Source organism: Embleya sp. NPDC127516 (assembly GCF_044765325.1).
Taxonomy (GTDB): domain Bacteria; phylum Actinomycetota; class Actinomycetes; order Streptomycetales; family Streptomycetaceae; genus Embleya.
The window spans coordinates 13,923-37,773 of sequence record NZ_JBIWJT010000030.1 but is presented as its reverse complement, the minus strand read 5'-3'; the positions used below and the strand labels follow the sequence as shown (position 1 = coordinate 37,773).

The 23,851-nt window shown below is 71.6% G+C and carries 19 protein-coding genes; 8 read left to right on the top strand and 11 right to left on the bottom strand.

Annotation, left to right across the window (positions count from 1 at the left end; genetic code table 11):
• Positions 1 to 42 precede the first annotated feature (42 nt).
• Complete coding sequence (locus ACIRL2_RS39655) at positions 43 to 714, bottom strand: O-methyltransferase (protein ID WP_395869105.1); 672 nt, start codon at positions 712 to 714, stop codon at positions 43 to 45.
• A 4-nt stretch (positions 715 to 718) separates the two neighbouring features.
• Positions 719 to 1,564, bottom strand: a complete 846-nt coding sequence (locus ACIRL2_RS39650; protein WP_402238940.1) for an arylamine N-acetyltransferase — start codon at positions 1,562 to 1,564, stop codon at positions 719 to 721.
• Positions 1,565 to 1,732: 168 nt separating this feature from the next.
• Here ACIRL2_RS39650 and ACIRL2_RS39645 point away from each other — a divergent pair, with 168 nt between their 5' ends.
• A complete protein-coding gene (locus tag ACIRL2_RS39645; protein WP_395869101.1) occupies positions 1,733 to 2,146 on the top strand; it encodes an ankyrin repeat domain-containing protein in 414 nt (137 codons plus the stop codon).
• 77 nt (positions 2,147 to 2,223) lie between these two features.
• On the top strand, positions 2,224 to 2,895 hold the full coding sequence (locus ACIRL2_RS39640) for a hypothetical protein (RefSeq protein WP_395869099.1): 672 nt from the start codon (positions 2,224 to 2,226) through the stop codon (positions 2,893 to 2,895).
• Positions 2,896 to 2,927: 32 nt separating this feature from the next.
• Here ACIRL2_RS39640 and ACIRL2_RS39635 read toward each other — a convergent pair whose 3' ends face one another.
• From ACIRL2_RS39635 to ACIRL2_RS39625, 3 genes are all read right to left on the bottom strand, one after another.
• On the bottom strand, positions 2,928 to 4,295 hold the full coding sequence (locus ACIRL2_RS39635) for a M16 family metallopeptidase (protein ID WP_395869098.1): 1,368 nt from the start codon (positions 4,293 to 4,295) through the stop codon (positions 2,928 to 2,930).
• On the bottom strand, positions 4,292 to 5,629 hold the full coding sequence (locus tag ACIRL2_RS39630; protein WP_395869096.1) for a M16 family metallopeptidase: 1,338 nt from the start codon (positions 5,627 to 5,629) through the stop codon (positions 4,292 to 4,294). The genes ACIRL2_RS39635 and ACIRL2_RS39630 overlap by 4 nt, the downstream gene beginning before the upstream one ends.
• A gap of 177 nt (positions 5,630 to 5,806) precedes the next feature.
• Positions 5,807 to 6,235 carry an SRPBCC family protein gene (locus ACIRL2_RS39625; protein ID WP_395869094.1) on the bottom strand — a complete coding sequence of 143 codons (429 nt, stop codon included), beginning with the start codon at positions 6,233 to 6,235 and terminating at the stop codon, positions 5,807 to 5,809.
• Positions 6,236 to 6,416: 181 nt separating this feature from the next.
• On the opposite strand from ACIRL2_RS39625, the gene ACIRL2_RS39620 reads away from it, so the two are divergent.
• A complete protein-coding gene (locus tag ACIRL2_RS39620) occupies positions 6,417 to 8,651 on the top strand; it encodes an ATP-dependent RecD-like DNA helicase (RefSeq protein WP_395869266.1) in 2,235 nt (744 codons plus the stop codon).
• 88 nt (positions 8,652 to 8,739) lie between these two features.
• Here the strand turns inward: ACIRL2_RS39620 and pssA are convergent, their stop codons facing one another.
• The 4 genes from pssA to ACIRL2_RS39600 form a co-directional block, all read right to left on the bottom strand.
• The gene (gene pssA, locus ACIRL2_RS39615) at positions 8,740 to 9,588 is read right to left on the bottom strand and encodes a CDP-diacylglycerol--serine O-phosphatidyltransferase (RefSeq protein WP_395869092.1); all 849 of its coding nucleotides are present in this window, start codon (positions 9,586 to 9,588) and stop codon (positions 8,740 to 8,742) included.
• The gene (locus tag ACIRL2_RS39610) at positions 9,575 to 10,240 is read right to left on the bottom strand and encodes a phosphatidylserine decarboxylase (RefSeq protein WP_395869264.1); all 666 of its coding nucleotides are present in this window, start codon (positions 10,238 to 10,240) and stop codon (positions 9,575 to 9,577) included. Before ACIRL2_RS39610 ends, pssA begins: the two co-directional genes overlap by 14 nt.
• Positions 10,241 to 10,634: 394 nt before the next feature.
• A complete protein-coding gene (locus ACIRL2_RS39605; RefSeq protein ID WP_402238935.1) occupies positions 10,635 to 12,335 on the bottom strand; it encodes an amidohydrolase family protein in 1,701 nt (566 codons plus the stop codon).
• 367 nt (positions 12,336 to 12,702) lie between these two features.
• Positions 12,703 to 13,590, bottom strand: a complete 888-nt coding sequence (locus ACIRL2_RS39600; protein ID WP_402238933.1) for an NAD(P)-dependent oxidoreductase — start codon at positions 13,588 to 13,590, stop codon at positions 12,703 to 12,705.
• Between the two features lie 257 nt (positions 13,591 to 13,847).
• On the opposite strand from ACIRL2_RS39600, the gene ACIRL2_RS39595 reads away from it, so the two are divergent.
• Together ACIRL2_RS39595 and ACIRL2_RS39590 are read left to right on the top strand one after the other, a co-directional pair.
• Positions 13,848 to 14,342, top strand: a complete 495-nt coding sequence (locus ACIRL2_RS39595) for a hypothetical protein (protein ID WP_395869086.1) — start codon at positions 13,848 to 13,850, stop codon at positions 14,340 to 14,342.
• Positions 14,343 to 14,543: 201 nt separating this feature from the next.
• Positions 14,544 to 15,671, top strand: a complete 1,128-nt coding sequence (locus ACIRL2_RS39590; protein WP_402238930.1) for a hypothetical protein — start codon at positions 14,544 to 14,546, stop codon at positions 15,669 to 15,671.
• A 40-nt stretch (positions 15,672 to 15,711) separates the two neighbouring features.
• Here the strand turns inward: ACIRL2_RS39590 and ACIRL2_RS39585 are convergent, their stop codons facing one another.
• Both ACIRL2_RS39585 and ACIRL2_RS39580 read right to left on the bottom strand, forming a co-directional pair.
• The gene (locus ACIRL2_RS39585; protein WP_395869082.1) at positions 15,712 to 16,974 is read right to left on the bottom strand and encodes a phytanoyl-CoA dioxygenase family protein; all 1,263 of its coding nucleotides are present in this window, start codon (positions 16,972 to 16,974) and stop codon (positions 15,712 to 15,714) included.
• A gap of 112 nt (positions 16,975 to 17,086) precedes the next feature.
• Entirely contained in the window at positions 17,087 to 20,599 is a 3,513-nt protein-coding gene (locus tag ACIRL2_RS39580) for an ATP-binding protein (RefSeq protein ID WP_395869080.1), read from the bottom strand.
• Positions 20,600 to 20,922: 323 nt separating this feature from the next.
• On the opposite strand from ACIRL2_RS39580, the gene ACIRL2_RS39575 reads away from it, so the two are divergent.
• The 3 genes from ACIRL2_RS39575 (at position 20,923) to ACIRL2_RS39565 (ending at position 23,376) form a co-directional block, all read left to right on the top strand.
• On the top strand, positions 20,923 to 21,801 hold the full coding sequence (locus tag ACIRL2_RS39575) for an alpha/beta hydrolase (protein WP_395869078.1): 879 nt from the start codon (positions 20,923 to 20,925) through the stop codon (positions 21,799 to 21,801).
• Positions 21,802 to 21,980: 179 nt separating this feature from the next.
• A complete protein-coding gene (locus ACIRL2_RS39570; protein WP_402238929.1) occupies positions 21,981 to 22,655 on the top strand; it encodes a peptidyl-tRNA hydrolase in 675 nt (224 codons plus the stop codon).
• Between the two features lie 340 nt (positions 22,656 to 22,995).
• Positions 22,996 to 23,376 (top strand): STAS domain-containing protein, encoded by a 381-nt coding sequence (locus tag ACIRL2_RS39565; protein WP_395869074.1) that lies wholly within the window; start codon positions 22,996 to 22,998, stop codon positions 23,374 to 23,376.
• Positions 23,377 to 23,851: the final 475 nt, after the last annotated feature.

Here is a 23,851-nt window from a genome sequence, read left to right as displayed (position 1 = left end):
TGGGCGCCGGACGGGTCGAGGACGGCCCGTCCGGCGCGCCGCTCACAACTCGTCCAGATCCTTCACCCGGGCCAGCGTGACGCCGTCCGCGACCGGGAGCATCACCGGCTCGACCCTCGGGTCGGCCCGCACGTGTTCGTTGAAGGCGTGCACGGCCTCCGGCGTCGGGTCGCCGCCCGGCTTGAGCACCAGGCCGCTGTAGAGCACGTTGTCGACGATCAGCAGGCCATTGGGGCGCATCCGCGGGACCAGCGCCTCCCAGTAGGAGATGTAGCCGTCCTTGTTCGCGTCCAGGAACGCCAGGTCGATGTGCGGGTGCGAGGGCAGCGCGTCCAGCGTCTCCAGCGCCGGCGCGATGCGCAGGTCGATCCGGTCCTCCACGCCCGCCTCGCGCCACGCCTCGCGGGCGATCGCGGTCCACTCCTCGGACACGTCGCAGCACAGCAGTCGGCCGCCCTCGGCCAGGCCCTTGGCGATGCACAGCGCGGAATAGCCGGTGAACGTGCCGACCTCGACCGCGACCTTCGGCCGGACCACACCCGAGAGCAGGGTCAACAGCGCACCCTGTTCGGCGGGCACCTGCAAGCCGGCGAACCGGCCCATCTCCCTGGTCCGTTCGATCACGCCGCGCTGGACCTCGTCCGGTGCGATCGAGTGGTCGAGGACGTAGTCGTACAGCTCGGCGGTGACCTGCACCTGCTTGTCGAAGGACATTGCCTCAACTCTCCTCTGGTCGCGCGGGTGGACGCGCACGCTCGGGCGGCGCGGGGAACACGGTGTCCCAGGGCAGCAACAGGCCGAAGTCGTGGACCAGGAGCCGAAGTACCTCGTGGTCGTCCTTCAACTCGCGCTCCTCCCGGGAGCCGTCGCTGCGCACCACGGTCAACAGGCGGTCCTCGATGTACGCGCGCTCGTGCGGACCGCTGCGCTGCACTCGCAGGGTATGCCGGAACGGCGAGCTCGGGTGCGTCGCGGCGTACCAGTTCGCCACCTCGAAGTCGACCGACTCGCGGCGCTCCAGGGTGAAGGCGTACACGGTGAACCAGCCCTGTCCGCCGTACACGGTCTGCAGCAGCCACAGATCGTCCTCGCGCACGAGCCGGAACCGCCAGGCTCCCTGCGGACTCGCCACGCCCGGCAGCAGCGGCAGCGGCTCCAACAGGCCGCCGCTGCCGAACCCGACGTCGGCGATATAGGGGTGCGCCTCGCCGGGCACCTCGACCGCGAGCAGCGTGTGGGTCATCGGCCGGATCGCGTCCGAGCCCATCCGCACCCGCGCGGCCAACCGGGTGACGCCGAAGCCCAGCGCCTCCAACACCCCGGCGAACAGGAGGTTGTGCTCGAAGCAGTAGCCACCGCGTCCCTGGCGGACCAGCTTGTCCTCCAGGTCGGCCGGCGCCAGCGAGGGCACCCCGCCCAGGACGATCTCGACGTTCTCGAACGGAATGCCGACCACGTGCGCCAGGTGCAGCGAGCGCAGCGTGGCCCACGTGGGCGCCCGCTCGCCCGTCCAGCCGATGCGGGCGAAGTAGGCGTCGAGGTCCAGATGGTGCAGATGGCGCAAGAGCCGTCTCCTTCGGATCCGGGGCCGCAACTGGACCGATTCTCACACGCCCGCCGGCGCGGGCGGGACCGCTGCCGCGGCGCGCCACCCGATAGGTTCGGAACCGGTCGGGCCCGGTGTCGGCTCGACCGCCACACCCGCACGGCGTCACGTTCTCGGAGGTAGGTCATGAGCGAGCAGGAACCGGAGCAGCCGTCCGCGCAGGACGAGGAGCGGATCCGGGAACTGGCCGGGCGGTTGTTCGAGGCCGCGCGCACCGGCGACGCCGAGACGCTCGGCGGCTACGTCGACGCCGGCCTGCCGGTGAACCTGGCCAACGACCGGGGCGACACGCTGCTGATGCTCGCCGCCTATCACGGACACGCCGACGCGGTACGCGCGTTGCTCGCCCGGGGCGCCGATCCGGACCGGGCCAACGACCGTGGCCAGACCCCGCTCGCGGGTGCCGTCTTCAAGAGCGAGCGCGACGTGGTCGCGGCGTTGGTCGCGGCCGGCGCCGATCCCGACGCGGGCACGCCGAGCGCGCGCGAGGCGGCCCGGATGTTCGGCAAGGAGGACATGCTTTCCCCGACCGGTGGGTAACAAATGGATGACCCTCCGTCAGTTTCCGCCTGCGTCAGGGCCGGCCGGACGTGAGGACACCGGGGGAGGCACGAACGATGTCCGAGCGACCCGCGATCCCGCGTCTCGATCTGGACGGATTCCCCAGCGGCGTGGGCCTGTTGCACCTGCGCTCGGATCTGCCCGAGGCGCTGGACGGGACGTTCTCCCCGTGGTGCGACCGGCACCACGGCGACCTGTTGCGGACGCCCGGTTTCCGTCGGGCCCGCCGTTTCGTGTTGTGCGGGGCGTTCGGCAACGGTGAGGCCGAGGCGGGGCCGCCGGCCGCGCGCCACCTGACGCTGTACGACCTCAAGCACGTCGGAGTGCTCGCCGCCGCAGGCGGTGGCGACGTGCACGACACCGCGGGCACCCCGCTGCCGCCCGAACTGATCGGCGCGATCACCTCGTCGCGTCTGGACTGCCGGGAGATCCGGCGCTGGCCGAACGTGTCGGCGGGCCGGCTCTTCCCGGCCGGCGACAAATTGCTGCACCTGACCGCGCACGGCTCGGGCACCGCGATGGGGCGCTGGCTGCACGAGGAGGCGGTCGCCGAACTGCTGCGCTCGCCCGGCGCGGTGGGGCTGCGCTGGTTCGACGCGGGCGAGGGGCTGCACGTGGTGTTGTGCGAGGTGAGCGGCCCGATGTGGCCGCTCCCCCCGCACGTGCCGCAGGATCTGGGGCCGGCGATGTGGAGCGGCTATCGCCAGGTCTTCGTCGCGGAGGGGTGAGCGGGCGGGCGCGAGGGGCGACCGCCCGGGAGTCACACCTGGGACATCACCACGTCGAAGCCCGCCGCGCGCAGGTCCGGGACGATGCGCGCGGCGTCGCCCTCGACGACCACCGCGAGTTCGTCGGGGCGCAGGTGGGTGCCGGCGGCGCGGTTGACCGCGTCCGCGTCCGTGGCCAGGATCTCGGCGTACTCGCGGGTGACGTGGTCGTCCGGCAGGTCGTGCACGATCGCCTCGATCAGCCGGCCGCCGATGCCCGCGGGGGTTTGCAGGTTGATCGGCATGCTGCCGAGCGAGTGGGCGCGGGTGGCGGCGAGTTCGTCGGGCGTGACGCCGTCGGCGTGCATCCGGCGGACCTCGCCGATCGCGTCCACGATCGCGGCGGCGGTCACCTCGGTGTGCACGGAGGAGGACACCGTGAACGCACCGGAGCGGCGCCCGTGGCCGAAGCTCGCGTGCGCGCCGTAGGTGTAGCCCTTGACCTCGCGCAGCAGGTGGTTGAGCCGGGAGCCGAAGGCGCCGCCGAGCACGTCGGCGAACAACTCGATGGCGATCAGGTCCGGGGTCGAGCGGGGGGCCGCGGTGTGCCCGATCCGGAGCACCGACTGCACGGCGCCGGGGCGGTCCACCACGATCGCCCGCTCGGTCGAGGGGGTGCCTGCGAACGTGGCCGGGTCCGCACGCGAGGTGGTGCCGCCGGCGCCCGCGAAGACGGTGCGGCCCAGTGCGGCCAGGTCGATCGTGTCCAGGTCGCCGACCACCGCGAGGGTGCCGGGTGCGGTCATCCGGCTCGCGTGGAAGGCCCGGATCGCCTCCGCGTCCAGCGCCTGTGCCGTGTCGGGAGTGCCGCCGAGCAGGCCGCCGAGGCGGCTGTCGGCGCCGAACAGGGCCCGACGGAAGGCGAGTCCGGCGCGGGTGCCGGGCTGGGCCCAGGAGGTCTTCATCGAGCGCACGTGGTCGGCGAGGAAGCGCTCGACGTCCGCGTCGGCGAACGCCGGCCGGCGAACCGCCTCGGCGATCAGGTCCAGGCCCGCGCCGAGCCGATCGGCGGGCAGGTCGAGGCCGACCTCCTGGGTCTCCCAGCCGCACGCGAGCCGCCATTGCGCGCCCAGCGCCTCGATGGCGAGCCCGAAGGCGTCCGCGTCGCGGTCCAGGCTGCCCTCGTCGAGCAGCGAGCAGGTGATCCGGGCCAGGCCGTCCAGGCCGACCGGTTCGTGCAGCGCGCCGCTCTCCATGACCAGTTTGCTCCAGGCCAGGCTGCGGCCGGGCAGGTGCGCGCCGATCACCTCGCCGCCGGCCACCGCGACCCGGCGCACCTCCGGGAAGCGGTACGGGCGCGGGTCCGCGCCGGCGGGTCGCTCGGCGACCAGGGTGTGGCGGGTCGCGACGTGCTCGCTCATGCGGCGGCCTCCGGCTCGTTCGTGTCGATGTCGGCACCGGCTTCGGCGGCCTCGGGCCGAAACTCCAGCACGATCCGGTTGTCCGGGTGCAGCAGTTCGCGGGCCACCCGGTGCACGTCCTCGGCGGTGACCGCGAGCAATTCGTCGAGGTGGTCGCGGATCGACTCCGCGTCGCCGAAGCGGGTGGTGAACCGGCCGATCGCGTCGGCCCGGCCGCCCGCGGTGGCCAGCTCGCGCAGCCAGTCGCCGGACAACACGGCCCGGACCCGGTCGAGTTCGGCCTCGGTCACCCCCTCGCGGGCGACCTGGTCGCAGACCGCGACGTAGGCGTCGAGCAACTCGCCCGGCTCGACGCCCTCACTGGGCGCGCACGAGCCCATCAGCACCGATTCGAAGTGCAGGTGGCCCCACGCGGACAGGAACGCGCCGGAGGCCTGGGCCAGATTGCGCGCGGTGACCAACTCGCGGTACAGCCGACTGCCCCGGCCGCGGCCCACGGCGGTCGCGAGCACGCTGGAGGCGGCCGCGTCCGGGCTGCCGAAGCGTGGCGCGCGGTGGCACAGGAACAGGCGCGGCGCGGGCACGTCCCGGTGCACCCGCACGTGCCGGCCGGTCCCGAACCGGGGCGGCAGCGGCGCCGGGGTGGGCTGCGGGAACGAGCCGCGCGGGGCGATCCCGCCGAAGTACCGCTCGGCCAGGGCGACCACGTGCTCGGGCCGCACGTCGCCGACCACGGTCAGCACCGCGTTGTCCGGCGCGTAGTAGGTCTCGTGGAACGCGGTGAAGTCGGCGAGTTCGGCGCTGTCCAGCTCCGCCATCGAGCCGATCGTGGACGTCGCGTACGGGTGCCCCTCGGGGTAGGCGAGGGCCATCATCTCCTCGCTCCAGGTCCCGTAGGGCACGTTGTCGTAGCGCTGCCTGCGCTCGTTCTTGACCACCTCGCGCTGGTTGTCCAGGGTCTCCTGGGTCAGCGCGAGCGAGCCCATCCGGTCGGCTTCGAGCCACAGCGCGAGTTCGAGCTGCCCCGAGGGCACCGTCTGGTAATAGTTCGTGCGGTCCGCGCTGGTGGACGCGTTGATGCCGTCGCCGCCGCAGCCCTCGATCGCGGCGAAGTGACCGCCCTTGTCCACGTGCGCGGAACCCTCGAACATCAGGTGCTCGAAGAGGTGGGCGAAGCCGTGCTTGCCCTCGACCTCGTGCCGCGAGCCCACGTCGTACCAGAGGTTGACCGCGGCGAGCGGCACCGTGCTGTCGGGGCAGACCACCACACGCAGACCGTTGTCGAGCCTGGTCCGGTGCAGGGCCCACGGGAAGTGGGCGGAAGTCGACGGCACGTCGGGTTCCTCCAGGGGTTCGCGGCGCTCGGTGACGGATCGCCATTGTTCCAGGCGAACGCGGCGAGCGGGCGCACCCCGTACGCGCGACGACCATCCGCCCGGGTGTGCTCACCGGGGGATGGTCGTCGTGGGGCGTCGCCGGGTGGGCGGCGACGGCCGCGCGCGGCGCGCGGGTTACTTGACGAGCGCGGCGAACTTCGCCAGCGACTCGATCAGCGCCTCCTGGGTGGCCTTGGTGACCTTGCCGGCCATCATCTGCACCGCGCCGCCCTTGACCTCGGACTCGATCCGCAACACCGAGCCCTCGCCCGCGGCCTCGACGATGAAGACCTCGGTCATGATGACGCCCATCGGGCCCTTGCCGTCCAGAGCCAGCGACTTGCCCGCCTCGACGTCCTTGATCGTCCACTTGATGTCCGCCGGGAAGCCCATCAGCTTCATCTTCTCGTCGTACGTCACGCCGGCTTCGAGCTTCTCCGGGGCGCCGTTCGGAAACTCGACGTGCGGGACCATCCACTCGCCGAAGACGCTGTAGTCGGTCAGCTTCGCCCACACGGCCTCGGGGCCGGCAGCGATCTCGACCTGCTCGTTGATGACGGGCATGCGTGTGTCCTAACGGTCTTTGAGCTGCGGGAGCTTGCGGCTCGGAGCATGGAGTCCTCGGAACGTACCGCCGTTATGTGACACAGTCAATGGTGTCGACGAGCGTAAAGAGAACGTGTTCTAGTTCTGCTGTCACCCCGGTTGGCTAGTCTCGGGCGCTATGACAGGCACGTTGCCGGGCATGCCGCCCGGGGCCGATGGCGGGGCCGGGGGAGGGGCCGTTCTCGAAGCCGTTCTGGAGCGCATCACCTACCAGAACGACGAGAACGGCTGGACCGTCGCCCGAGTGGACACCGGCCGGCACGGCACCGAACTGCTCACCGTGGTCGGCGCGCTGCTCGGCGCCCAACCGGGCGAGTCGATCCGGATGCGCGGCCGCTGGGGCAGCCACCCGCAGTTCGGCAAGCAGTTCCAGGTCGATTCGTTCAGCACCGTGCTGCCGGCCACCGTGCAGGGCATCCGGCGCTACCTCGGCTCGGGACTGATCAAGGGCATCGGCCCCAAGACCGCCGACCGGATCGTCGAGCATTTCGGCGTGCGCTCGCTCGACGTGATCGACGAGGACGCCACGCAACTCATCCAGGTGCCCGGCCTGGGCCCCAAGCGGACCAAGCTGATCGCCGCCGCGTGGGAGGAGCAGAAGGCGATCAAGGAGGTGATGGTCTTCCTCCAGGGCATCGGCATCTCCACGTCACCCGCCGTGCGCATCTTCAAGGAGTACGGCGACGCGTCGATCACCGTCGTGCGCACCGAGCCGTACCGGCTGGCCGCCGACGTGTGGGGGATCGGCTTCAAGACCGCCGACGCGATCGCCAAGGCCGTCGGGATACCGCACGACGCGCCGCAGCGGATCAAGGCCGGATTGCAGTACACGCTGTCCGAGGGCTCGGACAGCGGCCACTGCTACCTGCCCGCCGACGTCCTGGTGGCCGAGGCGGTGAAGATCCTGGACGTGCCCTCCGACCTCGTAGTGCGCTGTTTGAACGAGTTGGTGGGCGAGGACGGGGTGGTGTGCGAGGAACTGCCCGGGCCGGTCACCGTCTCCGGCACCCAGGGCGATCCCGTCCAGGCGGTCTACCTGGTGCCCTTCCACCGCGCCGAACTCTCGCTCGCGGGCCGGGTGCGCGCCCTCCTGGGCGCGCGTGAGGACCGGCTGGCCGCGTTCGCCGAACTGGACTGGACCCGGGCGCTGGCCTGGCTGCGCGCCCGCACCGGCACCGCGCTGGCGGCCGAACAGGAACAGGCCGTCCGGCTCGCGCTGACCAGCAAGGTCGCGGTGCTCACCGGCGGCCCCGGCTGCGGCAAGAGCTTCACCGTGCGCTCCGTGGTCGAACTCGCCCGTGCGCGCGGGGCCAAGGTGATCCTGGCCGCGCCCACCGGCCGGGCGGCCAAGCGGTTGGCCGAGTTGACGGGGTGTGAGGCGGCCACCGTGCACCGCCTGTTGCAGCTCCAGCCGGGCGGCAACGCGGCCTACGACCAGGACAAGCCGCTGGACGCGGACCTGGTCGTGGTCGACGAGGCCTCGATGCTCGACCTGCTGCTGGCCAACAAGCTGATCAAGGCGATACCGACCGGCGCGCACGTGCTGTTCGTCGGCGACGTCGACCAGTTGCCCAGCGTGGGAGCCGGCGAGGTGCTGCGCGACCTGCTCGCCGCCGAGCGGGTGCCCCGGGTCCGGCTGACGCAGATCTTCCGCCAGGCCCAGCAGTCCGGCGTGGTGACCAACGCGCACCGGATCAACGCCGGCCGGCCGCCGATCACCGACGGCCTGACCGACTTCTTCCTCTTCCCCGCCGAGGAGACCGAGGACGCGGCCGGCCTCACCGTGGACGTGGTGGCCCGCCGCATCCCGCGCAGATTCGGCCTGGACCCGCGCCGCGACATCCAGGTGCTCGCCCCGATGCACCGGGGCCCGGCCGGCGCCGGCGCGCTCAACCTGCTGCTCCAGCAGGCCCTGACCCCCGCCCGCGAGGGCCTGCCGGAGAAGCGCTTCGGCGGGCGCACGTTCCGGGTCGGCGACAAGGTCACCCAGATCCGCAACAACTACGACAAGGGCGCGAACGGCGTCTTCAACGGCACCGGCGGTGTGGTGATCGCACTCTCCCCCGAGGAGCAGAAGCTCGTGGTGCGCACCGAGGAGGACGAGGAGGTCGACTACGACTTCGCCGAACTCGACGAGTTGTCGCACGCCTACGCGGTCACCATCCACCGCTCACAGGGCAGCGAGTATCCGGCGGTGGTGGTCCCGGTCACCATGGGTGCCTGGATGATGCTCCAGCGCAATCTGCTCTACACCGCGATCACCCGCGCCAAGCAACTCGTGGTCCTGGTCGGATCGCGGCGCGCGCTCGGCCAGGCGGTGCGTACCGTCTCGGCCGGCAAACGGTTCACCGGGCTGGCGCACCGGCTGAGATAGCACCGCCCCGGGCGGATCGCCGGCCGACAACGCGAAGCGCCGCCACCCCGGAGGGTGACGGCGCTTCGCGTTGTTCGTCGCGGTACGGCTAACGGATCATCCGCAGGCCGATGCGCTCGACGCCCTTGCGGGCCATCGCCATCGCGGGGACGAGCAGCGCCAGGGTGACCTGGGTGGTGGCGCCCATGTTGAGCATCCACTCGCTGCCCGGCGCGTCGGCGGCCCAGGCGATCAGGCAGCTCATGCTCAGACCGATGCCGGCCATCACCAGGATCGCCATGTTGCCCTGCGGCTTCGGGTACTCGATCCGGCTCACCATGAGTCCGGACACGGCCACGATCAGCACCGCGGCGGGCGTGAACGGCAGGTCGAGCAGCACGATCGAGACGACCGTCATCGCGGCCATCGGGATGGGCATGCCCTGGAACACCCCGGGACGCCCCGGGGTGGTCGCGAATCTCGCCAGCCGCAGTACACCCGCGATCAGCACCGACAGCGCCACCAGGACGGCTGCGGGCGCCTGCCCGGTGTTCAGCGGCACGGCCGCCCAGGTGACCACGAAGAACGCCGGTGCGACGCCGAACGTGATCACGTCCGCGAGGTTGTCCAACTGCGCGCCGAGCGAGGACATCCGCAGCTTGCGCGCCACCATGCCGTCGCACAGGTCGCACAGCGCGCCGATCAGCATCAGCACCACGGCCGCGGCCATGCTCCGCTCGGCCGACACACCGACGTCGCCGCCGCGCTGCGCCATGACCGAACAGGCGAGGAAGTAGATCGCCATGAAGCCACTCGCCGCGTTGCCCAGCGTGAGTACGTCCGCGACCGAGATCCGCGCGGACAGGCACGCCTGCGGATCGTCCTCGACCGGGGTGCCCAGAATGTTCAGTTCGGGGGCTTCCAGGTCGGCCGTATCGTCGTAATCAGTCCCGGTCAAGACGTGTCTCTCCCGCCGTTGTCCGTTGTCCCACGGTCACCGCGGGCTCGACGCCCGGCGGCAGGTACACGTCCACGCGCGAACCGAACCGGATCAGCCCGATCCGGTCGCCGCAGGCGACCTCGGTACCCGGCTCCAGGTACGGCACGATCCGGCGCGCCACGGTGCCGGCGATCTGCACCAGCTCCACGTCGCCGATCGCGGTGTCGAAGATCCACACAACGCGTTCGTTGTGCTCGCTTTCCTTGTTGAACGCCGGGACGTACCCGCCGGCCTTGTGCTCCACGGACTTCACGACGCCGTCGAGCGGCGCACGGTTCACGTGCACGTTCAACGGACTCATGAACGTCGCGATCCGAGTGCGGCCGTCGGGCCAGGCGTCGATGCTCTGGACCACACCATCGGCCGAGGCGATCACGCCATCGGTGGGGATGGTGCGCTCCGGGTCACGGAAGAACCACAGCATGCCACCGGTGAGCGCCAGCGTCGGCACGGCCGCGAAGGCCCAGCGCCGGTTACGCAGTGCTGCCAAGCCGGTCAACGCGCCGGTCACAGCCGTCGGCACGAGCCAGGGAGAAGCTCCCTTGGCCAGGCGCGGCCGCTGCCTCTGCGCGTACCCCGCCGATGCCGGCGAGGGGGAATCGTCACTCATCGAGAACCTTTGTCGGGGGGCGTGCCCGTCGGTAACGGGCGGCACTCGGCGGATGCTACCTAGACGGAGGGCCATCGCGCTTCCGGCGGTGATCGCTCCTGGCGTGCCGGTCCCGCCCAAAACAGCGCAATTCGGACGCTGTTCGAGCTTTTTTCGGCCGTGGAAGCGGTTGCCCGTGTCCACAAGGTTGCCCTCCGCGCATGCCTGCTGTGAAGAGGCCCCAGGTCCGCTCCCCGTACGCGGTCCGTGGCATCGATCACGTTGGCCGTAGCGTCCCGTCGGCGCGTGTCGCATGACACCGCCTAGGGCGGATCGTCACAAAAACGTGACACGGCGGTGGGTCGGTGAACCCACCGCCGTACCTCAAGGGTAAGCGCGCTTGTGTGACGTTCCGTCAGTCGGGCCGCGAAACGAGCCCCACCATCGTGCCCGGCCGCTCTCCGGTGGGCTCGGCGTCGAGCACGGTGGGCACCCCGCGCACGATGGTGGCCCGTACGCCGGCCGGCCCCCGGGTGAACCGCCACGACCCGTCCGGGTTGTCGTAGCGCTTCTCCTCGGGTCGCACCTCGATCTCGTCGAGCGCGAACACCACCAGGTCGCCGGCCAGGCCCGGCGCGATCACGCCCCGGTCGCCCAGGCCGAAGAAGCCCGCGAGCTTGCCGGTCAGGTTGTGGACCGCCTCCTCGACCCGCATCAGGCCGGTGTCGCGCACGTACCGGGTGAGCAGGTACACGTTCTCGCCCGAACCGCAGAAGAGCTGCAGGTGCGCGCCGGAGTCGTTGATGTTGGTCAGCGTGTGCGGCTCGTTGAACAGGCCGGCCACGACCGGCTCGTCGAACGCGTCGGGGATGCCGCGCAGGCAGGACAGGATGCCGTTGTCGCCGATCCAGGTGGCCAATGCGTCGGAGATGTGCAGTCCCTCCCGGTCCGCGTACTCCTTGAGCGAGATGTCCAGTGGGCCGTGGCCGGTCTCGGAGATCGCGAAGATCAGCGACTCGGGGCGATCCAGTCGAGATGTCGACGACGAGACCCGGTTGTCCCAGTCCTCGCGGGCCTGCGCCCGCCACTGCGGATCGGCCAGCGTGGCGAGCTTGGTCTCGGCCGGACCGTTGATCCAGTGGTTCCAGGCGGCCACTCGCTGGAAGGTGAGCGCGCGCTCGAAGTTGAAGAACGGCTCCAGCGGCTTATGCGGGACATTGGGCCAGAAGTCCACGCCGTCCGCGCGCAGCCGGCGATGCAGCGCGATGGTCTGTTCCCGCAGGTAGTCCTCACGCACGGTGGACGGGATGGCGGTCCATTGGGCGCGGATCCCGCGCGGCTTGCAGATTCGGGCGAATCGCTCCACATCGGCGTCGATGCTCTCCGGCTCGTTGAACCGGGTGATCACCTGGAGCGTCGCGCCGGGATGCCGGGCGAGTACGTCGGCGAGCGCCTCGAACTCGTCGTCCTCGGCCAGCCGGGTCGGCACCGGCTCGAGGTAACGGTCCTTGTCGAACACATTGGTCGACAAACCGATTGCTCCATGAGTCAACGACTCGTCGAGCAGTGCGGCCATCTCGGCGATCTCCTCCGGCGTCGCCGCGCGCGACCAGGACGCCTCGGCGCCCATCACCGTGGTGCGCAGGGCCAGGTGCCCGACGAATCCGGCCACGTTGACCGCGACGGCTTGGCCCTTGACCGCGCTGCTGTACTCCGGCCAGCGCTCCCATGTCCACGGCACCTTGTCCTGGAAGGCGGAGAGCGGGAGGTCCTCGAGGAAGCAGAACAGGTCGAGCACGGGTCCGCGCGCGCTCTCCCGCAGTGGTGCGACCGACATGCCGCAGTTGCCGAAGACGACCGTGGTGGTGCCGTAGGCGGGCAGTGGGTCCAGGTCCGGGTTCCACCACATGGCGCCGTCGACGTGCGTGTGGGCCTCGATGAAGCCGGGGGCGACGTAGGCGCCGGCCGCCTCGACGACGCGCTCGGTGCCGCCGTTCGGGGCCAGGTCGGGGGCGACCTCGACGATCACCCCGTCCGTGATCCGCACGTCGGCTCGGATCGGGGCCGCCCCCGTTCCGTCCACGACGGTTCCTCCGCGTACCAGCAGATCGGCCATGGGCTGTTCTCCCTATTACTTGTGCCGGAATCACGAATGCCGGATCGGCGCGGCCGATTCAGGGCGGGCGAGTGCCGGCGGCGAGTCTCGGGGACGGGCGCGCTCCTCGGGATTTACGTTACGTGTTGTAACTTAACCTGGTGAACTATTCAAGGGGAGTGTCGGGTTGGAAGGGGGCATGGGCGTCGGGCCCGAGCCGGAGTCGACCGGAGCGGGCTCGGCCGGGCATGACGAAGCCCGATCCCGCCGCGTGGCCGGAACGCGGTGGATCGGGCGTGGTGGGTCGGGCGTGTCGGGCCAGGCGTGGTGGGTGTTTCCGGGGTCGCTGTGTCGACCGGCCCGCCGGACCCGCCGGTGCCGTGTCGGGTCAGGCGGGGGGAATCGGGCGGCGGATGCTCTCGAAGATCCGGGCGAAGCCGTCCTTGCCGTGGCCGGCCGCCACCTGGCGGTCGATCAGGGTCTGCACGGCGGCGACCACGTCGGTGCCGACGCCTTGGTCGCGGGCGGCCTCGGCGATGGTGTCGACGGCCGCCTTGTTGAAGTCCAGGCTCTGTACCTCGGTGGTGTAGTCGCCGCTGTCGTAGTACTCGGCGTGGTACGGCAGGGCCGAGAGCATCGCGTCGATCCAGGGTCCGGCCATCGCCACGAACTCGGCCGCCGCAACGCCCTCGCTCGCCACCATCGCGGCGCCCTGCGCCACACCGGCGAACATCGAGTACATCGACCCCAGCAGGGCCAGGTCGTACAGCGACGCCAGGCCCGCGTCGGTGCCGAACCAGCGAGCACCGCCGAGCAGTTCCAGCAGCTCGCGGTGGGTGTCGAAGCCCTCCTGCGAGCCGCTGTACAGCAGTGACGCGACCGGCAGGCCGATCATCTCCGGGGTCGCCATGATCGCGCCGTCGAGGTAATGAATGCCGTGCTCGACGGCCCAGGCCGAGGTCTGTCGGGCCTGCTTCGGGGTCACCGTGGTCACGTTGACCACCAGTCGGCCGGCCAGCGCGTCGACGAGCGGGGTCAGTGTGCCGCGTACCGACTCGTCGTCGAGCAGACACACCACGACCACCGGCGACGCCTCGACGGCGGCGACCGGGTCGGCGGCGAGGGCGACGCCCTTGGCGACCAGGGAATCGGCCCGGCCGGCGGTGCGGTTCCAGGCGGTGGTGGGGTGGCCGCCCCGATGGATCGTGTCGGCGATCGCCCGACCCATCGCGCCCAGGCCGAGGACGGTCACGGGGGTCCGGTGCTGCTCGCTCACAGGGTTTCTCCAAGCTTCGAAGGGGTGGGGCAGGCGTGGTGTCCGCCGCTGACACCATGCTTGACCGGCACACTCCTTCCTACAAGTACCTACTAATAAGTCAGGTACTGGCAAATAGGTAAGCATCCTGCTCAGAGGCGGAATCGAAAGCCCGGCAACCCGGCCATGCGTTTAGCCGGCCCGATACGCGGACATTCGTGCTGTTCGTACGCGGGCGTCCGAGTCGACCTCCGCGACCCACGCGAGGAGCGACGAACATGGCGAGCAAGTACGTGCGTACCGTCGGCGCGCTCTCGATCGCCGCCGCGCTGGCCCTGACCTCGGCGGCGTGCAGCGACGACAACGACGGCAACGGAGACGGCAAGTCGGTGCCCACGGCGGCGATCTCGTCGGCGCTGAACTCGGCGGGCTCGGAGGCGAGGGACGCGCTGTCCTCCGCGAGCGCCGCGGCGGCCTCGAAGCTGAAGGAGATCAAGGGCGGCCTGGACGCGACGGCGGACGCCTCGGTCGGGTCGATCCGGGCCGACGGCGACCGCACCGTAGCCGAGGTCACCGTCGTCAACAACACCTCCAAGACCGTCGACTACACGCTCTCGGTCGAGTTCCGCGACGCGGGCGGCAAGCTGCTGGACACGATCGTGATGAACATCGACGACGTCGAGGCGGGTACGCAGGCCAAGGGCACCGCGAAGAGCAATCGGAAGCTGACCGACCCGAACAAGGCGGAGATCGGCCACGCGGTCCGGCACTGAGCCGGGGCGGCGGGTGAGGTTCCCGGCCGCATGGTGAGCGGCGCGGCGGCCGACCGGAGAGCGGGGACGTCGACGAGTTCGTGAGCCGGCTCGCCGCCGCCCGGGGCCGAATCGGGGGATCTCCCCACGTCCCGGGAACCCCGATCCGCATTTCGCCCGGCCGCCTTTTCCCGTCCATCCGAGCCCGGCACAATCGCCGCCATGGCGATCGTCGAGACCCGCAGTACCGCACGCGTGCGGCTCAAGGCCGCCGTGTCCGGATTCCTGTCCGGCGGGGTGATCGGCGTCGCGCCGGCCTGCTTCGTGGTCGGGGCGATTCTCGAACGTTGGCTCGTGGCGGCGATCGGTGTGGCGCTGTTGGTGCTCAACGTGATCGTCGTCTCCGTCGCGGGTCGCCTCCACCGGGCACGGAACCCGCGCACGCCGGCCCGGACCGCGCTGGCCGTGATCGAGAGTCGCCGGGCGATCAGCGGCGAGTCGGCCAACGTGCCGGTCGAGTTCGTGCTGACGGTGGCACCGGACGAGCGGTCGGCGTACCGGGTCGAGACGCGCCAGGACATCAACCTGGTCGACATCCCCGACTACCGGCCACGCGATGTCGTGGTGGTGCGGTACCGCCCCGACGAGCCGTGGGACGTCGAGATCGTCACCGAGCCGACCGAGGCGTGGGCACGCCGGGCGGCGACCGAATCGGTGGACTCCGCCCCGGAGTCCGCGTTGCTCGCCGGCCCCAAGGACGAGGGCTCGTTCTGCCTGCTCGGCACGCTGGGCCTGCTGCTGGGCGCCGCGCTCGTGGTCCTGCCGTTCCGCGCGGACCTGTTCGCCGCGGTCGACGAGTCCACGACGACGTCCTCCTCGTCCTCCACGACCACGACCATGTCCGACGGCTTCTCGTGGCCGACGACCTCGACGACGACCTCGACGACGACCTCGACGGTCAGCGGGACGGCGAGTTCGGAGGCGATGCTGAGCGATGGCGAGATGCGGCGCGCGGCTGAATCGCTGATCAAGGGGATGCGCACGAGCAGCGCCGCCGAACTCACCATCGAGGAACACGTCATGGCGGTACGCGGCATCCTGGGCACTCCGGCCGCGCCCGGGACGGCGATCGACCTGAACGCCGTCCCCTACGAACGCCTGCCCGGCCTGGTCGGCGTGGCCCGGACCAAACTCGGCATCACCAATCCCACCTCCTGGCGCATCACCTTCGAGCCCGCCCCGAAGCCCGGCGTGCTCACCATCCACGTCTCGGTCACCGACGCCGAGGGTGCCAAAGCCTCCCTGGAAGCCGACGCCCAGGCCAGGATCACCGTCCGCCACCCCCGCTGACCACCGCCCGGCCCGCATCGCCCGCGAGCCCGTGCGCGGGCTACATCCGGGACATGGTCAGCAGGTCGCCGCTGCCGTAGCCGGGGATCACCTGTTCGTAGGTTTCGTAGGGGTTGGTGACGTCGAAGATGCGCGGGTTGTCGAACTGGACGTAGAGGGTGCGGCGGCGGGCCGTGCCGGTGGCGGCGGGGCCCGCGTGCAGGCCGCAGCCCATGTGCACGGTCACGTCGCCCGGTTCGGTGGTGATGCCGACCACCGGCAGGTTCTCCCACTGGGCCGGCGTATACCGCTCGTGCGCGACCGTGCCCCAGGAGCCGGCCAGCGCGTACAACTGCGAACTGTCCTGGCTCACCGCGTCCAGGCGGATGCCCACGTGCACCCGCGGACACGTGATCGGACAACCGCCGAGCGCGCAGTCCTTGTGCCAGGGCAGGTCCGGGACGGACAGCGGTTCGGGCGCGGTGCCGAACTCCTTGAGAACCGCGATCTGTCCGGAGTCGCGGTCGGTCACCGCGACCACGTCCTGACCCGCCAGGCCGCACAACATGCGCACCGTCGGGTCGTCGGCCAGCGCGGCGATCCGCGGCGAGCGCATGCCCAGATAGGTCAACCGGTACGGCGAGCGCAGGCCGTTGGGGCCGTCCGCCCACAGCGACCCGCGGTCGCCCTCGCGGCACAGGCCCCGGATCCGGTCCACTTCGCCCGCCAACTCCTCGACCCGGTCCGCGTCGAAGACCTGACGCACCACCAGGTAGCCGGTGGCGCGCAGGAAATGCGCCATGTCGTCCGGCTCGTCCCGGGTGGTGAAGTCGCGGTGCAGGTCGATCGGACGATCGGCGAGGTCGCGCAGGTCCAACGTCTCGGGGTGATAGATGGGGGTGCCCGAGTACATGCAGCGGATGGCCGGCTCCCACACGTCCCAGTCGGCGAACTCGCCGCGCACGAACCGCACCGCGTGCGACTCGACCAGCCCCCGACTGGTGCGCAGCTCGTAGAGGTAGTCCTGCCACGCGCCGGATTCGAGCTCGACCACCAACTCGGCGTCCGCGCTCACCCCGGGCACGATCCGCACCTCGCCGCGATCCTCGACATAGCTGTACGCCTGGCCGTTGGGCATGCACAGCGCGATCGGGGCCCGGCCGGCCACGTCCCACGCGACCCGCTCGCCGAGACCGCCCTCCAGCCGGCGTGGCAACTCCACACGATGGAACGACTCGAAGCACACGACAGGCCAACCCAACACACTGAACGTGCCGCGGTCGGCGTCGTGCGCCACCGCCGATCCGGCGCCCGAAATCCCCATTGCCCCGTCCTCCCCGTTCCGCACCCGGCACACCGGCCGGGTCGTCACCAACGGTAGGCAAACAGCGTCAGAACAGCGTCAGAGCAGCGCGAAAGCGCAAGGTGACAGCCAGTCAGCGAAGCGGGGAGGTGCCGGTGTCCAACGGCTCACCGAGCAATCGCACGGCGTCCCCGAGTGTTCGCTCAGCGTGCCCGGGCAGCCCCAGTTCGACGCATCGGGCGTACGCGGCCTCGAACTGCGCGCGGGCCGCGACCCCGTCGCCGACGATCGCGGCCAGCCCGCCGAGCACCCGGCGCACCGGGCCGAGCGAGGAGCCGGTCCAGTCCAGATGTTCAGCGTACGGGGTCAGCGCCTCGCTCACGAGCAGCCCGCGTTCCACATCGCCCAGTTCGATCGCTACCTCGCCCAGCCGCATCAGCGACCCGGTCCACAACAGGTCCACCGGTATCGTCGCGAAGCCCGGCACACACAACGTGTGGAACTCCTCGCGCGCCGACTTCGGATCGGCCGACGCGGACGCCGCCCAGCACGCCTGCACCCGCCACCACGACACGTCCCGCGACCACCCGGCGGCCACCCCGGTCCGGCGCGCCATCATGCCCAACCGGCCCTGCTCCCAGCGCACCGCCAGGATCTGCGACAGGTTGAACGAGCGCACCGCCTCGCGCGGCAGCGCCGACCGCCGGGCCAGCCGCAGCGCCTCGGCCAGCACGTCGCTCGCCCGCGCGGTCCGCCCGCGCAGCAACTCCAGGCCACAGCGGTAGATCAGCACCTCCCACGTGAACCACGGGTGTCGCAACCGCCGGGCCACCCGCTGCGCCTGCGCGTACTCGCGCTCGGCGGCCGGGATCGACCCGCACACCACCAGGTCGTAGGCCTGGTTCAAGTGGCTGCGGAACAGCGACTCCTGATCCCCGGTCAGCCCGGAGAGCACGGTCAACTCGCTGCTCATCCGCAGCCGCTCGTCGACCAGGTCCGGCCCGGACGCGGCCAGGTGATGCGCCTCCAAGCCCTGCGCCAGCGCGTCGTGCGAGCCCGATTCGCGGGCCGCGTCCAGCGCCTCGTAGAGCATGGTCAGCCGGGCCTCGCGATCGTGCCCGAAGGTGAGCGCCACCGCGAGCGCGGCCAGCAGCAGCGAGCGAAGCGCGTTGTCGGCGGGCAGCCCGGACGCGATCGGCAACGCCGCCAGCGCCTCGCGCAACAGCGCGACCAACTCCAGGTCCACGCCCACCTGATAGACCTGCCCGAGGCGGACCATGGCCAGCGCGACCCGGCCCAGCCGGCGCGGATCGGCCAGCGCTCGGGCCTCCTCCGCGGCCCGACGCAGCACCTCCCGGCAGCGCCGATCGCCGCACCGATCCAGCGCCGCGCCGCGCGAGAGCAGCAGGTCGCAGCGGGTCTCCGGGGCCGGATCGCTCACCATCGGCAACACCTCCAGCGCCTGCCGGTAGTGCTCGGCGGCGACCTCGAACGCGCCGCCGTCCCGCGCCTCGTCGCCCGCGCGCCACGCGTAGTCCAAGGCGCGCCGGGCCTCGCCGAACCGGCAGGCCAGCCGGAAGTGGTGGGCCAACTCCGGCAGATGCGCGTCCCGGTCGCCGCGGGCCTCCAGGGCCAGACCGACCTTGCGGTGCAGTTGCAGCCGACGCGCGGTGGGCAACTCCTGGTAGAGCGTGGAGCGCACCAGCGCGTGGACGAAGGTGAAGCGGCCCGGACGATCGGTCTCCTCGGCGCGCACCACGTGGGCGCGCTCCGCGTCGTCGAGGGCGTCCACGACGGTGTCGAATCCGCCCGGGTGCACCGCCGCGACCAGGTCGATGTCGAAGGCCGGGCCGACCACGGCGGCCACGGTGAGGGCCTCCAGGGTGGACTGCGGCAGGCCCAGGAGCCGCTGCCGGAGCACGTTGCGCACCCGGCGCGGGACGTCCGCGGGCACGCTCTTGCCCAGCGCCGACCAGTCGCTGACATCCGCCCACTGGCGCAGCAACTCGGTGGCCAGCAGCGGATTGCCGTCGCTGAGCTCGCGCAGCACGTGTGCCCGTACACCCTCGGCGCGCGGCGGCAGCGGGCCGGCCAGCACGTGCGCGAGTTCGACCAGGGCCGCCACGTCCAGGCCGCCCAGCGGCACGTGCACGGGGTGCAGGTCGCGGTAGAGGTCGGCGATCAGCCGGGTCATCGGATGCACCGAGCCGAGTCCGGTGTCGCGGTAGGCGATCACCATCACCGCGCGGGTGCCGACCAGCGCCCGCGCCACGTGCCGCAACATCAGCATGGTCGAGGTCGAGGACCAGTGCACGTCGTCGAGCAGCAGCACCAGATCGCGCTCGGTCGCCGCGTGCCGGAACACCCCGGCCACCGCCTCGAACAGCCGGTAACGCTCGGTGTCCGAGTCGGGCGGGCCCTGAGGCTGGATCAGGCCGGCCGGTTCCAGCGGCAGTTCGGGCAGGAGCCGGTGCAACTCGCCGCCCAGGTCGCCGACCCGCTCGCGCAACTCCTCGGCCGCGACCTCGGCGAGATGCGCGCGCAACATCGTCACGAACGGTTGGAACGGCGCGGCCACGCCCTCGTCGCTGCGCCCGGTCAGCACCAGCGCGTCGCGGCCGGCCCGGGTGGCGAACTCGCTCAACAGGAACGACTTGCCGATCCCGGCGTCGCCGCTGACGAGCAGTACGCGCGAGCCGACCTCGGCCCGCACGGACTCCTCCAGCAGGCGCAACTCGGCCGAGCGGCCCACGATCGGCCCCGGCGCGCCGTGCGGGAACACGTCGTGCGCCGAGCGGGTGGGGGCAGGAGCGGGCGGCGCGTCCCCGCCGGGCGTGGGCGACGCGAAGCGCGCGGCGGGCGCGGGCACCGGCAGCGGTTGCGGCGTGGCGTCGCCGAGCAGGCGCAGGAAGGCCGACTCGGTCTCCGGCGACGGCCCCACCCCCAACTCGGTGTTGAGCAGCCGTCGACATCGTTCGTACGCGCGCAGCGCCGCCGCCCGGTCGCCGCCGGCCGCGTGCGCGGTCATCAGCAGGCGGTGGCTGCTCTCTCGAAAGGGGTCCAGGTCGACGAGTTGGGCGGCCCGGGTCACCGCCGCGTCGGCCCGGCCCAGGTGCAGTTCGGTGGTCACCGACACGGCGAGCGCGCGCAGCCGGGCCGAGCGCCAGCGGGTGCGCCGCTCGTTGACCCAGTCGCCGTCCTGTCCGGGCAAAAACGGCAGCGCCAGGATCTCGTGCGCGTCGTGGGCCCGGGATCGGGCCTGCGCGAACGCGCCGTGCACGGCGAGCGCCTCGGCCTCGATCAGCGCGCTCTCGGCTGCCTCCACGTCGACCTCGGTGCCCTCGGGCAGGGACAGTACGTAGCAGCCGGCCCGGTGGCGCAGCACCGAGGACGCGTCGTACCCGGCCTGGCCCAGGAAGCCGCGGACCCGGCTGAGCACACCGCGCAGCGCGCCCTCCCACGACTTGGGCGCCTGCTCCGGCCACAACAGCGCGGCCAACTCCTCGCGCGGCACCGGATGCCGGCGGCCCAGGGCCAGCGCGGCGAATACGAGTTGGGCCTGCGGTCCGCCCAGGAGATCCTCCGCGGCGCGGCCCGCGGGGCCGTCTACGCAGACATGGCCGAGAACACGTACCCGGACCACCATGTGACGGACCCCCCTCCTGCTGTCGTCTTCGCGACAACCGATTCCCCGGCGCCTGTCCGGGAGCGGTTCGAAGGACCCCGCGCGCCACATGGTACGAACCGAACGGTGCACCCGGCGGGCAATTGCGCCGGCCCCATGTCACAACCCGGCGAATCGCTTGATCCGTACCCGGGTTTGCCGGAGGCTTCCAGCCTCACGGGACTTCTCGCGCGCCGATCGGGGCAACCGATCGTCCCGGGGGCGTGGGTGATCCGGTATCGGGGCACCCGTCAGGTGGGCATCGGGCGCGTGGGCACCCGGATTTCGGTTGGGGAGGGGCACGAATGAGTCTGGACGGTTGGAACCTGCCGCCGGTGCGCGACGGGCGGGCCGCGTCGGACGAACTGGACGCGCGGCGGCGCGGCACGGCGGCGTATCGGCAGGACCCGGAGCCCGGAGTGACGGTGCGTCAGGAGTTGGTGGGCGGCGTGCCGTGCACGTTCCTGGAGGTGCCCGATCCCGCGCTGACGCTGCTCTACTTCCATGGCGGCGGTTACCGGATGGGCGACGCCGCGGGTTGGTTGGGCTTCGGTTCGCGGATCACGCTCGCGGCGCGGGCCAGGGTGGTACTGGTGGAATACCGGCTCGCGCCGGAGGATCCGTTTCCGGCCGCGCTGCACGACGTGGCGGGCGTGTACGACGCGATCGTGGCGGCGGGCGAGGACGGCGACCTCGCCCCGTTCGTGGGCGGCGACTCGGCGGGCGGCGGGCTCGCGGCGGCGCTGACGGTCGCGGCCCGAGGCGCCCCGGTGCCGCTGCCGTCCGGCATGGTCCTGTTGTCCCCGTGGTTGGACCTGACCGTGACGAAGCCCACGTACGACTCGAACGCGTCCACCGACCAACTGATCTCGAAGAAGTCGCTGCGCGAGGCCGCCGAGATCTACCTGCAACTGCACGATCCGGGAGACCCGTTGGCGTCCCCGCTGTTCGCCGACCTGTCCGGGCTCCCGCCGGTGCTGCTCCTGGCCTCGTGCCACGAGGCGCTGCTCGGCGACGCCACCGCCTTCGCCGGCAGGGCGGCGACGGCCGGCGTCCCGGTCCAGGCCCACCTGGTCCCCGACGTCCCCCACGCCTGGCCCGCCATCGACCCGACCATGCCCGAATCCCAAGAGGCCATAGGCACCATCGCCCGCTTCCTCACCACCAGAGCCCTCGAAGCCTGACCGGCCTCCCGGCCTCGGGGCGCCACCAGTCGGCCCCGAGGCCGGTAGAACCCAACCATCCACACCCAACGCAACGGGTGGGCGGTTGGGCGAAAGACACCCGACGCACCCAATCCGCACCGGCAACCCGTCCACGAGACTCAGGACTCCCAACGAGGCCATGTGGCCACGAGCAAGGCATGATCGACCCCGTGAGCACCATCGAATACGTCCTCCCCCTCGTGGCGCACATCGAGAAGGACGACCCGCCGGCCCGAACCGACGCCCTGGAGGCCGCCGCGCGAGCGGTCCTGGTCCTGTTGGCGGACCCGAGGTCGACCGACCCCGAAGGCGAGTGGCACGACGTGGTCGAGGCCTGGCAGGGCCACCGCATCCGCAAGGTGGTTCGGCGGGCCCGGGGCGGCGAGTGGCGGCGGGCGAACACGCTGCCGGGGATCACGGTGGCCCGGCGTACGGCGGAGGTTCGGGTGTACCCGCCGATCCCGCTGGACGCGTGGCCCAAGGACCTGGCCAAGTTGCAGGTCTCCGGCACCGACCTGGACGAGCCCGCCGCACCGCCGCCCGCCGAGCCCGGGCAGCCGGTGTTGTGGCTGAACCCGGCGCTGGAGATGACCGCCGGCAAGGCCATGGCGCAGGTGGGGCACGGCAGCCACCTCGCGTGGCTGGGCCTGGACTCGGCCGGGCGCAAGGAGTGGGCGGCGCGCGACTTCGACCTCGCGGTGCGGACCGCGGCCCCGGCCGCGTGGCCCGCGTTGACCGCGAGCGGTCGGCCCGTCGTCCGGGACGCGGGCTTCACCGAGATCGCGCCGGGCTCCTGCACGGTGGTCGCGGACGTACCGTGGCCGCTGCGCTGAGCCGTGCCGTCGTGCGTGCGTCGGGCGGCGCTTGCCGACGTGTAGTCGAATGTGACGTTGCGTCATCACGCGTATCGATGGAGCGGGGGACGCTACTCCGAGGCGGCGTCGGATGATCCGTGTACGCTGCAACCGAGACCCGTACGTGACCGGATCGTCACTGCCCCAACTCCCGCGGCCCACTACGGTAGGTCACAGGCCGGGCCGACCACCCGGCTCCCGAGCCGCGTCCAGGACCCTCCCGGATCCGTCGGCGCATCCGATGGGGGACGGGTCGCCGAGCGTTCCGGGCATCCTGCCGCGCGAGTCGGGACACCATGGGCGAGGGGACTGCCGGCGCGTGACTCTTCAGGTGATCAAGGAAGATCTCCAGGGCTGGACCGTGCTGCACGTGCTCGGGGAGGTCGACTACGCGGTCGTGCCCGAGCTTCGCGAACACGTCAGACACGCGGTCGCCGACGGCGACCATCGGATCGTCCTCGAACTCACCGAAGTGGAATTCCTCGACTCCACCGGCATCGGCACGCTCGTCGCCGCCCGCCGCCTGCTCCGCTCCACCGGAGGCAGCCTGCGCCTGGTGATGCCCAGCAACAACGACCACCACGTCAACCGCGTCTTCACCGCGTTGGGCCTGCGCCGACTCTTCGACGTGCACCCCGACCTGGACGAGGCCCTGTGCGAGGACGCCCCGACGGACGAGGACCTGAGCGCCGCAGGTTGACCCGACGCCGCCGACGCGTCGCTCGGCCGAGCAGGTCGCGCAGACGCCGCGCCCGGCGCGCCGCGGTTCCGGGCGGATTCCGAGGGTTCTCCGGATCGTCCATCGACAGCAGAAAAGAGCCAGACCACCGCGAGTAGCCGCCGATACTCCGGCAGCCGGGCGCCTCGGCCGGTGTGAGGTCGAAGTGGCTCAGGAACAGCGGGACATCCAGGATCCCCGTCACCCGGCCCGACACATGTTCGGTGATCTCCGCGAGCTCGAACGCGCGGTCGCTGCGCCCCGAGTCCTCGAAGTCGACGACGCGTACCCGCACGCCGTCCCACAGGTAGTCGGCGAGGTCGCCGTCACCGGGCCCGAAGACCGCCGGGACCGGGATCCCCCCGTCGTCCGGGTCCGTCGCACTCCAGGAGTCGAGCCAGTCCAGCCCGTCCCGCACGGCGGCGGCCATCCTGTCGGGAGGTCACCGGCCGGTACG

What these genes read in the sequence shown, in the direction of transcription:
- ACIRL2_RS39655 (WP_395869105.1), bottom strand. Translation starts at nt 714, where the DNA reads ATGTCCTTCGACAAGCAGGTGCAGGTCACCGCCGAGCTGTACGACTAC.
- ACIRL2_RS39645 (WP_395869101.1), top strand. Translation starts at nt 1,733, where the DNA reads ATGAGCGAGCAGGAACCGGAGCAGCCGTCCGCGCAGGACGAGGAGCGG.
- ACIRL2_RS39640 (WP_395869099.1), top strand. Translation starts at nt 2,224, where the DNA reads ATGTCCGAGCGACCCGCGATCCCGCGTCTCGATCTGGACGGATTCCCC.
- ACIRL2_RS39635 (WP_395869098.1), bottom strand. Translation starts at nt 4,295, where the DNA reads ATGAGCGAGCACGTCGCGACCCGCCACACCCTGGTCGCCGAGCGACCC.
- ACIRL2_RS39625 (WP_395869094.1), bottom strand. Translation starts at nt 6,235, where the DNA reads ATGCCCGTCATCAACGAGCAGGTCGAGATCGCTGCCGGCCCCGAGGCC.
- ACIRL2_RS39620 (WP_395869266.1), top strand. Translation starts at nt 6,417, where the DNA reads ATGCCGCCCGGGGCCGATGGCGGGGCCGGGGGAGGGGCCGTTCTCGAA.
- ACIRL2_RS39610 (WP_395869264.1), bottom strand. Translation starts at nt 10,240, where the DNA reads ATGAGTGACGATTCCCCCTCGCCGGCATCGGCGGGGTACGCGCAGAGG.
- ACIRL2_RS39605 (WP_402238935.1), bottom strand. Translation starts at nt 12,335, where the DNA reads ATGGCCGATCTGCTGGTACGCGGAGGAACCGTCGTGGACGGAACGGGG.
- ACIRL2_RS39595 (WP_395869086.1), top strand. Translation starts at nt 13,848, where the DNA reads ATGGCGAGCAAGTACGTGCGTACCGTCGGCGCGCTCTCGATCGCCGCC.
- ACIRL2_RS39590 (WP_402238930.1), top strand. Translation starts at nt 14,544, where the DNA reads ATGGCGATCGTCGAGACCCGCAGTACCGCACGCGTGCGGCTCAAGGCC.
- ACIRL2_RS39585 (WP_395869082.1), bottom strand. Translation starts at nt 16,974, where the DNA reads ATGGGGATTTCGGGCGCCGGATCGGCGGTGGCGCACGACGCCGACCGC.
- ACIRL2_RS39580 (WP_395869080.1), bottom strand. Translation starts at nt 20,599, where the DNA reads ATGGTGGTCCGGGTACGTGTTCTCGGCCATGTCTGCGTAGACGGCCCC.
- ACIRL2_RS39575 (WP_395869078.1), top strand. Translation starts at nt 20,923, where the DNA reads ATGAGTCTGGACGGTTGGAACCTGCCGCCGGTGCGCGACGGGCGGGCC.
- ACIRL2_RS39570 (WP_402238929.1), top strand. Translation starts at nt 21,981, where the DNA reads ATGATCGACCCCGTGAGCACCATCGAATACGTCCTCCCCCTCGTGGCG.